This is a genomic window from Kineococcus sp. G2 (assembly GCF_037154035.1).
Taxonomy (GTDB): Bacteria; Actinomycetota; Actinomycetes; order Actinomycetales; family Kineococcaceae; genus Kineococcus.
Genome location: NZ_JBBBEM010000138.1, coordinates 1 through 12,042 on the forward strand (window position 1 = coordinate 1; position 12,042 = coordinate 12,042).

Here is a 12,042-nt window from a genome sequence, read left to right on the forward strand (position 1 = left end):
GGCCCCGCAGGCGCCAGCCGAAGCCTGGGACGGGAGCCATCGACCTGACGCTACTGGAGCGGACCCGGCAGGCACTGCGTGGGAACGGGCACCGTGAGCAGGGGCTGCGTGATCACGCCTCAGCTCTGCGAGCTTCGCAGGGAGCATCCGCTCGCCGAAGTGACTTCAGCGCCCGGCCGTCTGGCTCTGCACCCTGAGCTACGAGCCGTGTGGTGAAGCCCGCTGCGAAAGCGGGCGTTCACCGGCATGAATGGAGGATCGTCAAGCCCAGTGTGACGCTGCGCTGCGAAAGATCGCCGTCGCAGAAGTGACCGGTTGTGAGACGCGTGGAGGAGCGGTCCTGGTGTGGCTGCGGCGGTGGGCGCAGGCTGGTGCCAGGGCTCGCTGATGCTCAGGCGTGGTGATGCCGAGCGGCTGCTGGCTCGCTCGATGGCGCGGTGAACGGTCCTCGATCGGGACGTCAAGTCGCTCATCCTTCTGCTCGAGGGGCACTGCCGTCGGTGCGGTTGAGGCTTGAATCCAGGCGAGCAGGGCCGCGGGGTCCGCCGGCCGCGCCCAGCGTGGAACCGCTCGCTGCGGGCAGGCGCATGTGGCACGGTCGCGTGTGACCGGACCGATCAGCAGGAGGCACGTCCATGGTCGACCGCATCGCCGACATCTGGGGCACCCGCACCCCGCACGCCCGAGACACCCCGTGGCCGGTCAGGGTGGACCAGCACCGGGACCCCGTGGTGCGCGAGGAGGACGTCGACCGTTGGGTGCAGTCCGCCTGCGTCCTGTGCAGCAACGGGTGCGGGGCCGACATCGCCGTCAAGGACGGGCGGATGGTCGGGGTCCGGGGTCGCGCGGTGGACGTGGTCAACCACGGCCGCCTGGGCCCGAAGGGCCTGTACGGATCGTGGCAGTGGAGCAGGACGGACCGGCTCACCCGCCCACTGGTGCGCGACGCCGAAGGCCAGCTGGTGCAGAGCGACTGGGACACCGCGATGGGCCGCATCGTCGCGCGCTCCAAGGAACTCCTCGCGACCGAGGCCGGAGCCCTGAGCCACGGCTTCTACACCAGTGGCCAGCTGTTCCTGGAGGAGTACTACGCGCTCTCGGTGATCGGAAAGGCCGGCCTTGGGACTCCCCACATGGACGGCAACACCCGCCTGTGCACCGCGACCGCGGCCGCCGCGTTGAAGGAGAACTTCGGATCCGACGGCCAGCCCGGCTCCTACTCCGACATCGAGGCCACCGACGCCATCTTCCTGTTCGGGCACAACATGGCCGAAACCCAAACGGTGCTGTGGATGCGGATCCTGGACCGGATCCACGGGCAGGACCCGCCCCGGATCGTGGCCGTCGACCCCCGGACGACCGCGGTGGCCGAGGCAGCCGTGGCGACCGGCGGCGTGCACCTGGCGCCGCTGCCGGGCACCAACCAGGCGGTGATGAACGGCCTGACCCGCGAGCTGCTGCACCGCGGCTGGGTCGATGCCGAGTACGTGGCCCAGCACACGCTGGGACTGCAGGAGCTGCAGGCGACCGTCGAGCCGTACACGCCCGAGCACGTCGAGGAGATCAGTGGCGTGCCGGCTGACGACCTGCGCCGGGCGGCGGAGATCTTCGGCACCTCCCAGCGGGTGCTGTCCACCGTCTTGCAGGGCTTCTTCCAGTCCCACCAGGCCACCGCCGCCTCCGGCGGGGTGAACAACCTGCACCTACTGCGCGGCCTGATCGGCCGCCCGGGCTGCGGCATCTTGCAGATGAACGGCCAGCCCACGGCGCAGAACACGCGCGAGTGCGGAGCCGACGGCGACCTGCCAGGCTTTCGCAACTGGGCCAACCCCGAGCACGTCCAGGAGCTGGCCGAGCTGTGGAACGTCGACCCGCTCATGATCCCCCACTGGGCCCCTCCGACGCACGCCATGCAGATCTGGCGGTACTGCGAGCAGGGGTCGATCAAGCTGCTGTGGATCTCCGGCACCAACCCGGCGGTGTCCCTGCCCGAACTGGCGCGCATCCGGTCCATCGCCCAGCAGCAGGACCTGTTCATCGTCGTCCAGGACGGCTTCTTGACCGAGACCGCGCAGTTCGCCGACGTCGTCCTGCCCGCCGCGCTGTGGGGCGAGAAGCAGGGGACCTTCACCAACGTCAACCGCACCGTGCACCTGTCGGAGAAGGCGATCGAGCCGCCTGGGCGGGCCCGCAGCGACCTGGACATCTGGCTGGACTACGCGCACCGGATGGACTTCCGTGACAAGGACGGCGACCCGCTGATCACCTGGACCGGCCCCGAGGAGGTCTTCGAGGCCTGGAAGGAGTGCACCCGTGGGCGCCTGGTCGACTACACCGGCCTGTCCTACGACCGCCTCCGCGGCGGCAGCGGCATCCCGTGGCCGGTCAACGACGAGGCCCCCGAGGGCACCGACCGCCTCTACGCCGACGCGAACTTCCCCACCCACCACGACGTGTGCGAGAGCTACGGCCACGACCTGCTCACCGGCGGTGCCACGAGCCCGCAGGCCTACCGGGCCCAGCGGCCCGACGGGCGGGCGGTCCTCAAGGCGGCTCCCTACGGGGAGCCGCCGGAGGTGCCGCCCGAGGCCTACCCGTTCGCGGTCACCGGCGGGCGGACCGTCTACCACTTCCACACCCGCGCCAAGACCGGCCGCGCCGAGCAGCTGCGCCGGGCTGCCCCCGGCGCGTGGGTGGAGTTGTCCGTGGGCGACGCCGACCGCCTGGGCATCGGCGAGGGCGACGTCGTCCTGGTGGAGTCGCCCCGCGGCGCGATGCAGGCACCGGCGCGGATCGGGCGGGGGCGCGACGGCGTGGTCTTCGCCCCCTTCCACTACGGCTACTGGGACCAGCCCGGCACCGACGGCGCCTCTCCCGACGGCTCTCCCAGGGCCGCGAACGAGCTCACCCTCACGGAGTGGGACTCCGTCTCCAAGCAGCCGCTGCTGAAACTGGGCGCCGCCCGGGTCACCCGGATCGCAGCCGCCGATGGACCGGCGCCGGCCCCCACGACGACCGCCTCGGCACCGGCCGACCCGGCGAGCGTGCCGGCGACCGTGGGCGGAGCGGACGCCGCGGTGGACGAGCAGGTGGACGCCGCGCCGGCACCGCACCCGGCCCCGGAGCCGGCGGCCAGCCCCGGCCAGCCCGGATCCGGCGGCACGACGGCGTCCACCACGGCGTCCACGACACCGACGGAGGGTTGAGCTGTGCACCTCGCCACCTACATCGGCCTGCAGCACACGGCCTCAGCCACCCTGGCGGACTCCTTCCGCCAGGTCGCGCAGGGCCACGCCGCCGAGCCGGACGTGTTCACCGACTGCCACCGCATGGCAGCGATGTCGCAAGGGCACGTGGAGCGCCTTGCGCCCCTGGTCGACCGCTACGGGGAGGAGCGCGTGGACGAGCCCGAGCGGCTGCACGCCGACGGGCTGGCCGGCGTGCGCTCCGGCGGGGTGGGGCTGCTGCGCGACCTGCAGGACCTGTACGTCCTGGCCTCCTTCGTCGACATCACCTGGACCGTGCTCGGCCAGGCCGGCAAGGGCGTGCGCGACCGCGACCTGATCGCCGTGGTCGACGCCTGCGAGCAGGAGACCCAGCGCCAGCTGCTGTGGCTCAACACGCGCATCAAGCAGGCAGCACCCCAGGCCCTGATCGCCAGTGGGTCCAGCACGTGAGCGGAGGCGACGGCGGGCTGCTGGAGGCCGCCGAACACCGCGGCCCGGCCAGCGCCGGGGCCTACGCCTTCGGGCTGTGCCTGGTCGTGCTCGTGGCTTGCGGCGTGGTCGGGATGCTCGTGCACCAGCCCTTCCTCTTCCCCAGCCTCGGGCCCACCGTGATGCTCTTCGTCGAGAACCCGCGCCAGGCGTCGGCCACCCCCCGCGCCACCTTGATCGGGCACGGCGTCGCGATCGCCGTCGGCGCAGGCTGCCTGGCCCTGTTCGGACTCACCGACCACCCCCCGGTGACCCAGGAGGGCCTGAGCGCCGCCCGCATCGGCAGCGCCGCGGCGTCGGTGGCGCTGACCGCCCTGGTGCTCAAGGTCCTGAACGCCTCCCACCCGCCCGCGGGCGCGACCACGCTCATCGTCAGCCTCGGGATCTTGACCTCGGCGGTCGAGCTGCTGACGATGGCGGCGGCCGTGCTGTTGGTCACCGTGCTCGCCGTCGCGCTCAGCCGCCTGCTGGGCGTGCGGCTGCCCCTGTGGCGCTGAGCGCGTCGGCCCTGCCCACACGGGCGCGAGCAGCCCGCCTTCGAGCACGACCAGCCCCGCCAGCGCGAGGGCAGTGCGGCAGGACCCTACGACGCTGACGATCATGCGGGGGCGAACGTGCCCGGGGTCAGTGCTGCACCGTCCAGCAGCTGAGCTCTTCCAGGACGCCCCTGGCGTGAACGAGGCAGCGCCCCGGGGTGCCGCTGCGCGGGTCCCCCTGGGGGAAGGTCGCCCACACAGGCCCTCACCTGGCGCGTGGGCAGGCATGAAGCATTGATCTTGAAAGTTTTCCACAAAGACGCTTCGTGTCGCACAGCCGACCGTTTCTGAGACACCGCAGGGGGAGGAGCCGCCGGGCCGCGACACGCCGTCTCAGAACCCGTGTCCACAACTTCCGTCTCACCAGCGGTGCATGGGCGCTTTCTGAGACGGTCCCGGCTGTGCCCACCCATACCTCGACCCCTGCGCCCGGCGACGCGATCACCCGCCGCCCCGGTCACCTCCTCGGCTACGCCCGCGTGTCCACCACCGCGCAGGACCCCGCCCTGCAGCACGACGCCCTGACCGCGGCCGGCTGCTACCGGGTCTGGACCGACACCGCCTCCGGGGCTCTTGCTGCCCGCCCGGCCCTCGACGACGTCTTGGCCCGGCTCGGGCCCGGCGACGTCCTGGTCGTCTGGCGCCTGGACCGCCTGGCCCGCTCCCTTCGCCACCTGCTGACCCTCATCGACGACCTGGACAGCAGGGGAGTGGGCTTCCGGTCCTTGAGCGAGTCCATCGACACCACCACCGCCACCGGACGGCTGGTGCTGCACCTCTTCGGGGCGCTGGGGGAGTTCGAGCGCGACCTGCTGCGTGAGCGCACCGCCGCCGGCCTGGAAGCGGCCGCCGCCCGCGGGCGGCGCGGAGGACGCCCGGCGGTGATGACCCCGGCGAAGCTGGCCGCCGCCCGCGGCCTGCTCGCCGAAGGGCGCACCACCCGTGAGGCCGCTGAAGCCGTGGGCGTCTCGCGTGCCACGCTGTACCGGGCGCTGAGCGCCAACGAGCTGGCTGATCAGCGATGAGGTTCAGCACGGGGCGGGGTGCCTGCATCGGCGTGATCAGAGCGCGCCGCGCCGGGTGGCACCCGGAAGGTGTCGGATACCGGAGTACACCCACCCCGCACTCAGGAAGAGATCCACTGTGAGTCCTGACCCAGATGCCGCAGACAAGGTCTACCTGAAGCTGGCCCCTGATGCTGACGCGTTCGCACAGGCTCGACGCTTCCTCAGTCTGTACGCCCAGCAGAGCGGCTTGGACGAGGAGCGCGCTGACGACCTGGTGCAGGCAGCAGCGGAGCTGATGGCCGTCGGCGGGCGCGTGCACCGGGCCTTGGCCCTGACAGTGCACGAGCACCCCGACCGCCTCCCCGTCCTGGTCGAACTGGCCGGGCCGGTGAGCGTCGACGTGGCCGCCGAAGCAGTCGTGCTGCTGAACGAGCTGAGCCGGCAGTGGGGCTGGCACCAACTGCCGGGCTGCACACAGGTGTGGTGCGAGGTACCGAAGCACGAGGTGGCAAAGCACGAGCCGACATCGTGAGCGCACCGTGAGCGCACCGCGCAGCGCGTGGACACACGGCACCGCCCCCCAGCTGCGGTGATCTTCGCGCTTGGCGGAGTACGAGCGGGGTGGGGGCAGAAGGACTAGCGGCACCGGGCACGTCTTCTCGGTACCAGCTCATCGCGACGCTCACTCGCACGCCCGCCGTCGCGGCAGCCGAGCACACCTAACCGAGGAGCCCCGCGGAAGGTGTCAGCGCCCGGCTACGGCGGCACTCACTGACGGTGCTCATTACACGGTGCTCACTGGCGCAACTGGCCGGTCGCGGCGAGCTCGTCGGCGACCTCGCGCAGCTTGCGGTTGCGCTCCTGGCTGACGCGCGTCAGCAGCGCGAACGCCTGATCAGCAGTGATCTTGAAGCGCTCCATGAGGATGCCCTTGGCCTGCCCGATCACGTCGCGGCTGGCGATGGCGATCCGCAGATTGTTCACCTGCTCGGTGACGGCCAGCGCGGTTGCGGCGTGCGCGACAAAGAGCTGCCCGACCTCCGCGGACTCCTCATCGAAGGCGTCCGGTGCCGCCGCGAGCAGGTCCAACGCGCCGAGGCTGTCGCCGGCGACGTACAGCCGCAAGCACAGCATGCTGCGCAGACCCACCTCACCGGCGCGCCCGGCCAGCTGCGGCCAGCGCGCATCGGTGCTCAGGTCATCCACCCGGACCACCTCCTGCGCGAAGAGCGTGTCCAGGCAGGGACCTTCACCGATCTGATCCTGCAGCGCGTCCAGGCCCCGGCCGCGCTCATCAGTGGCGGCCGCGGAGGTCACGTGCTGGCCGCGCACCCGGGTGAGGGTGGCGTCCTCAGCGCCGGGCACCAGCGCGGCTGCTGCGGCCACGATGCGCTCCATCACCGCTTGAGGGTCTTCATGCCGGTGCAGCTCTTGCGCCAAGTCCGCCAACTGCCGCCCGAGCCCGCTGGTGGGCTCGACGTACTGGGCCGAAGGCTGATCGCCCTGCCCTGATTTGTGATCTTCCTCGCGCATGGGTCCATCTTGGTCAAGCAACATCACTGCACCACAACCAGCCCTCACCGGTCAGACACGGCCCTCCAGGCTCTCCCGCACCGGAACGGTCCTTACGGTATTGATCCTGGGGTGATCGGCGCCTGGTGCTGTGACGGCGTGCAGGGGTGTGCTCCAGTGCGGTGAGGTCCCTCTCGCGAGGTCCTCGCCCACCAGGAAGCAGGAGGACGCGTGCGCCCAGCCGATCAGACCCAGCCCACCCGACGAGTGCGCCTGGTGCAGCGGGTCGGTGGGGCGCTGGCCCTGCTCGGCGGCCTCGCCACCTTCGTCTTCGTCTGGCAGCCGTGGGACTCGTGCGACTACGAGGACTCCTCGGCGGGGTGCCGGCCGGGCGCGGTGGAGCGGACGGGCCTGGTGACCAGCCTGCTCCTGCTGCTGGCCGGCCTGGTGGTGGCGATCGTGGCCACCGTGGTCGCTGCCCGCGCTCAGCGCGCCTCGCCCAGGCCCCGTAGGTAACGCGCTTTCTCTACGGGTCCGGCGACCGCCTCGACGTACCGCTCATGTCGAAGTGCGGGCGGCTGCGAGTGGGCTCGTGCGCACGCAACGAGGTGACCAACGGCATGCTGACCCGGTGCGCCCCTCCCCATGCGCGAACCGACGCCGGCCGCTGGCAGCGGTGGTGACGCCCAGCAGCCGTGAGCGTGCGCTGGCCGCGGAACTCTTCCTCACCTGGCTCGTCCACGACCTCGAAGAAGCCCTGACCATGGCCGCGACCTCACGACGCCTCGCCACCCGCCTGCGCGGCTCGCCGTCACCGACCGCCCGCCGCGCCGCCGAGCGGGTGGAGGTGAGCACCGTCGAAGCCGCCACGGCCATCGCCCTGATGGGAGTGCTGGTGGCCTTCGCCACCGAGCGAGGCCGCCGCTCGGCAGGAGGCGATCCCCTCTACCAGTACGTGCTGGCCGGCCTGCAGGGCCATGTCCTCACCCACCTCGCCGCCAGCTGCTGGCTGGGGGGCTACTCCACGGGAGTCCTCACCGCCGTGACCGTCCTGCTTCCCCACACGCGTCGCGCACGTCAATCGCTACGGTCCACCGGAACGCTGATCAAAGGGCCCGTGCCCTACGTGCGAGGAGCCCTCCTCCTGCTGCCGGCGACCTTCGCCTGCCAAGGCCTCGCCCGCGCGCTCCAGCGACGCAGCAGGCGCAGGGTCGACTCCGCGACCGATTGAGGGTGCAGCTCGCTCTCGTCGCCGCTACGGCCATTCCCCCTCCTTTACGGAGGAGGGCGTTGGAGATCGCTTCGCCGACACGCACGGTCATCCCGCTGGCCAGGACGTCACCGGCCGCTCGGATCTGCCGAAGTACGGGTGCCGTCACAGCGGTGGTGCGCGACCGGTGACGTGGCCCCAGAGGCAGCGCACACTGAGCCAGGTGGACACCCTCCTGCTGAGCGGCACCGCCCTCGACGGCGCGCAGTGGACGCTGCACGGCGAAGACACCCCCCGCGGGCCGGGCGTGGTGCTCGATGTGCGCACCGCTGACGGGCGCCGGTGCTGGGGCACCGCAGAACGCTGCACCCCGCTGCCGCCCGGACGGGGGATCGGTGGTGGCTGGGGTCACGGCGATGTCGACGAGCCGGCCACCTGGCTGATCAAGCTGCGCGCCGATGTGCGCGCCGTGGTGGTGCACCTCTCCGACGGCACCCGCGAGGACCTACGCGTCGCGGACGATCTGCACCGCGACGACGTGCGCTGGGCGGTGCTGGCCCACCCGCGCCACCTGGACGTGCACCGCACCGACGTCTACGACACCGACGGCCAAGCGCTGCTCGACACCGCCGTCGCGTAGGCGCCCGCCTGCCCGCTCACGGCGCGACGCGGCAAGTCCCAGGTCACGTGCCGGCTGTGTCCTGGTCACCACCGTCACCGTCGTCGCCGGCCCCCACCCGCACCCCGGCGCCGTCGTCTCCGTCACCCGTGTCGTGATCCTGCTGTCGACCTCGGCCGCTGCTCGTCATCGCGTAGCTCCGTCCGCGCACGTGCTGGTCCTGCTGTCGGCACCATGCTGCTCACTCAGGCACGGCTCGTGCAGGACCGCTCTGTCATGACGCTGACGTAGCGCGTTCGCTTCGCTCCCGGTGCGGGCTCAGCGGCCCAGTCCGTCCTCACGCCCGGCACCACGAGAGCGGTCACCGACCGTGCGGTTCAGTCTTGCCTGCGCGGTCTGCTCCGCGGACCCGGTGCGCGCACGACCCGACGTGCGGCCCTGACCGGCAGCAGGCCCGAAGGAGGCCTCACGCAGCCGGCGGACCTGCTCCAGGTGCACCTCCTCGCGCGCCCGCGCGGCGACCGCTACACCGGCCTGCTCCCCACCACGCCGGCGCTGCGCCCACCACGCGTCATCACCGCTCACCCGCGCGGCGACCACCTGCGGCAGCGCGTCCAGACGCTGCGCGGACTGCTGTGCGACCGCCTGGGCCTGCGCCTGCTCCACGCGTCGCTCGTGGCGGGCCTTGGACTCCAGCGCCTTCTTCGGCACCTGCACCACCGGTGCGGCCACGGGCGTCTCGAGGACAGGCGCGACCTTCGACCACGACAGCGCCCGGTCCAGCTGCGAGGCGCGGAACCACACCGCCTCCCCCTGCGCGTCGACGTGCCCGGGCAGGGTGAAGGAGTACCCGCTGACCCGCCCGCTGGCCGCCACGTTGGCGCGGTAGCCCACCCCGGCGCGCTCCAGCGCGGCCTCGAAACCGTCGCGCCCCGTACCGGCTGCCGCGTCCACGGCGGCGCGCACCCGCTCGGCCAGCTGCACCCGCTCCGGGGCTGCCCCGGTGCGCTGCCCGCGCCGCCACTCCCCGGCGCTGAGCTGGTGATCGGCGGTGCGCTGGGTGTCCTTCGTCGAGGTTCGCGGCGCCACGCTCAGGCCGTACATCTGCTCCAACTGGACGCACGCCGCCTGCGCCTGGCGGTAGTCCTGGCGCGCGTGCCAGACCCGCCCGTCGAAGCCCACCCGCGAGACGGCCAGGTGCACGTGGTCCTCACCGTGACGCACCACCACCCACGGCTGCGTCGCGCGCTGCTCCCACGGCACGTCCGAGCCGATGCGGTCCACGAAGCCCATCGCCTCGGCGAACACCGCCGCCGCTTCCGCCCACTCCTCATCCGTGAGCGTGCGATCCCCGGGTGCGCAGCGCAGCGAGGCGTGCCAGATCGGACGCGTGATGTCCGGCCTCGTGCGCGCTGCGTCGGTCAGGATCCACGCCCACGTGGTGCCGTCCCGGCTGCCGTCCAGGCACACGTTGCCGCCGATGACCGCACCCCCGGACCGCCCGGCGTACACGTGCTCCTCCTTGGTGCCCGGCCCGTGCAGGTACGCGGCCAGGTCCCCCGCCCGCTCCCCCCGGGTGATCTTCGCGATCACCGTGCACCACCACGCCCGGTATCGCGCCCAGCATCGCGTCCACCGCTGTGCCCGGCATCGCGCTCACCATCGCGCAGCCACGGGTTCACCGGCTGCTGCCCTGGCCGCTGCGCAGGGCGATCCCCCGGCCCCGGCGTGCCCGACGGCGCATGTGAGGGCGCGCTCGACGGCGCACCGGACGGCGCGCTCAACGGCGTCCCGAACGGCGCACTCGGCGTCGCCGGCGCCACCCGCCGCGGCACCCGTTTCCCCTTCGCCACCGCGGCCACCGCGGCCCCTCTCGACGTGCCGGCACCGGCCCTTGCGGCACCAGCCGAGGCACCTGCTCCCGCCACCCGTTCCTGCACCAGCGTCATCACCGCGCGCACCTCCACCACCGCCGCCCGCAGCTGCGCCAGCACCCCCGGCCCCACCCCGTGCACGTGCACCGCGTGCACCGCCTGGTTCAAGTTGTTCGCCACGCGCGAGAGCTCACCGCGCAGCACCGACGAACGCGCCAGCACCTCCGCCAGCTCCATATCCACGCCCACACCCACACCACCCGGTGCACCACCCGACGCGCTCTTCGCGCGCCCACCCCGAGCCCGCACCGCACCCGCATCCACACCCTCCGCAAGCCGCGCGTTCACCTCATCGCGCACCCACGCACCCAACCGACCCCGCCCCGCAGCAGCCGCCGCCTCCTCCCACGCCGCGTGCTCCTCCGGACTCAGCCGCACCGCCACCGTGCGCGTGCGCTCCCCCGCCATGCCGGCCTCCCTTTCCTGCCGGTGCACCACCCGCAGGTGGCGCACCACGCGGTGCGTTTCTCGGCGCGCTGCGCGCCGGCCCTGCCCTTTGCCCGGCGCCCCCAGGCGTCGGGCGTGCTGCGCGAACGAAGTGAGCCAGCACCAGCTCGCCCCCAGGGCGAGCCCTGCCAGCGAGCGAAGCGAGCGGGCAGCGAGGTGGCTAGCCGTGAAGCGCCAGCGTAACGCTAGTCATACCTCGCATCCCGGCCACCAGAGTCTACCGGCGCGGGTCCTTCCGGCGCGCCCTGCGCGCCGGGGCAGCCCGCAGGGCTGCATCACGTGCGGCGCCCCAGCGCCGCACGTGCGGTCAGGTAGGTGGGGTGGTGCGCCTGGTCAGCGCCCGATGCGCCCAGCGCGTCGGCGCCACCGGGCGCACCACCGCACCGGGACACGGTGCACCTTCTTCCCACGCACCCGTAAACCGCCTGACCGGCGCACGCTGTGGTGGGCTCGTGCCCCTAGGGCGCGTGCCCACCACAACGTGCGCCGGTCGCCTGCAGCGTTTGCAGTCAGCGGCCGTGGTCAGTCTCTGCAGTCAGCGCCCCTCGCGTCCGTAGCGCTCGTGCGCGGCCTGCTTGGAGGTGCGCAGCACTGCCCCGACCTCCGCCCAGCTGGCCCCCTGCGCACGCAGCTCGCCGGCCACCGCTGCCGGCAACCGCTCGAGCAATTCACGCAGCACCAGCAAGTCGTCCGGCAGGTAGCCGTCCGCGTCGTCGGTCACGTCACGCGCCTGCGCCAGCGCGCGCTGCGCGTCCCAGCGCTGCGCCAGATCCGCCGCCGAGCCCATCAGCTCCTCCAGCACCCAGCGCACCTCACCCACACCAGCTCGCGTCGTCGGGTCCACAACGCTGTTCGCCACCCCATCCACCACGTCGTCAAGACTCCTTGACGACCTCGTGAGCCGTCAAGGCACCCTGACGACACGCGGAAACACCACCACCACCGCACCCGACTTTCCGCGATCGCCCGCACACCACGACGCCCTCTCTGCCGGTGCGCCCAGCGCGCCGGCGCAGCCCGCAGGGCTGCAGCGGGGGGGGGGGGCCAACAACACCACAAAA

12 protein-coding genes are annotated in these 12,042 nt (G+C 72.4%); 8 read left to right on the forward strand and 4 right to left on the reverse strand.

Going from position 1 to position 12,042, the window contains the following annotated elements; translation table 11 throughout:
* The first annotated feature begins 635 nt into the window (after positions 1-635).
* The 5 genes from V9U69_RS18750 to V9U69_RS18770 all read left to right on the forward strand — a co-directional run bounded on the left by V9U69_RS18750 (position 636) and on the right by V9U69_RS18770 (position 5,791).
* Positions 636-3,206 carry a molybdopterin oxidoreductase family protein gene (locus tag V9U69_RS18750; protein ID WP_337063396.1) on the forward strand — a complete coding sequence of 857 codons (2,571 nt, stop codon included), beginning with the start codon at positions 636-638 and terminating at the stop codon, positions 3,204-3,206.
* Between the two features lie 3 nt (positions 3,207-3,209).
* Positions 3,210-3,677: a hypothetical protein gene (locus V9U69_RS18755; protein WP_337063397.1), complete on the forward strand. Its 468-nt coding sequence runs from the start codon at positions 3,210-3,212 to the stop codon at positions 3,675-3,677.
* On the forward strand, positions 3,674-4,213 hold the full coding sequence (locus tag V9U69_RS18760; RefSeq protein ID WP_337063398.1) for an HPP family protein: 540 nt from the start codon (positions 3,674-3,676) through the stop codon (positions 4,211-4,213). The genes V9U69_RS18755 and V9U69_RS18760 overlap by 4 nt, the downstream gene beginning before the upstream one ends.
* Positions 4,214-4,692: 479 nt before the next feature.
* The gene (locus tag V9U69_RS18765) at positions 4,693-5,277 is read left to right on the forward strand and encodes a recombinase family protein (protein ID WP_337063409.1); all 585 of its coding nucleotides are present in this window, start codon (positions 4,693-4,695) and stop codon (positions 5,275-5,277) included.
* Positions 5,278-5,506: 229 nt separating this feature from the next.
* Positions 5,507-5,791 carry a hypothetical protein gene (locus V9U69_RS18770; protein WP_337063399.1) on the forward strand — a complete coding sequence of 95 codons (285 nt, stop codon included), beginning with the start codon at positions 5,507-5,509 and terminating at the stop codon, positions 5,789-5,791.
* A gap of 263 nt (positions 5,792-6,054) precedes the next feature.
* Here the strand turns inward: V9U69_RS18770 and V9U69_RS18775 are convergent, their stop codons facing one another.
* Positions 6,055-6,792 (reverse strand): GAF and ANTAR domain-containing protein, encoded by a 738-nt coding sequence (locus V9U69_RS18775; RefSeq protein WP_337063400.1) that lies wholly within the window; start codon positions 6,790-6,792, stop codon positions 6,055-6,057.
* A 210-nt stretch (positions 6,793-7,002) separates the two neighbouring features.
* Here V9U69_RS18775 and V9U69_RS18780 point away from each other — a divergent pair, with 210 nt between their 5' ends.
* The 3 genes from V9U69_RS18780 to V9U69_RS18790 all read left to right on the forward strand — a co-directional run bounded on the left by V9U69_RS18780 (position 7,003) and on the right by V9U69_RS18790 (position 8,621).
* A complete protein-coding gene (locus V9U69_RS18780; RefSeq protein WP_337063402.1) occupies positions 7,003-7,287 on the forward strand; it encodes a hypothetical protein in 285 nt (94 codons plus the stop codon).
* A 163-nt stretch (positions 7,288-7,450) separates the two neighbouring features.
* A complete protein-coding gene (locus V9U69_RS18785) occupies positions 7,451-8,002 on the forward strand; it encodes an HXXEE domain-containing protein (protein ID WP_337063403.1) in 552 nt (183 codons plus the stop codon).
* Positions 8,003-8,204: 202 nt separating this feature from the next.
* Positions 8,205-8,621 (forward strand): hypothetical protein, encoded by a 417-nt coding sequence (locus tag V9U69_RS18790; protein WP_337063404.1) that lies wholly within the window; start codon positions 8,205-8,207, stop codon positions 8,619-8,621.
* 297 nt (positions 8,622-8,918) lie between these two features.
* Here V9U69_RS18790 and V9U69_RS18795 read toward each other — a convergent pair whose 3' ends face one another.
* From V9U69_RS18795 to V9U69_RS18805, 3 genes are all read right to left on the reverse strand, one after another.
* Positions 8,919-10,193, reverse strand: coding sequence for a relaxase/mobilization nuclease domain-containing protein (locus tag V9U69_RS18795; RefSeq protein ID WP_337063406.1), 1,275 nt, complete (start codon positions 10,191-10,193; stop codon positions 8,919-8,921).
* The gene (gene mobC, locus V9U69_RS18800; protein ID WP_337063407.1) at positions 10,190-10,990 is read right to left on the reverse strand and encodes a MobC family plasmid mobilization relaxosome protein; all 801 of its coding nucleotides are present in this window, start codon (positions 10,988-10,990) and stop codon (positions 10,190-10,192) included. Before mobC ends, V9U69_RS18795 begins: the two co-directional genes overlap by 4 nt.
* A gap of 526 nt (positions 10,991-11,516) precedes the next feature.
* Positions 11,517-11,840 (reverse strand): hypothetical protein, encoded by a 324-nt coding sequence (locus tag V9U69_RS18805; RefSeq protein ID WP_337063408.1) that lies wholly within the window; start codon positions 11,838-11,840, stop codon positions 11,517-11,519.
* Positions 11,841-12,042 lie beyond the last annotated feature (202 nt).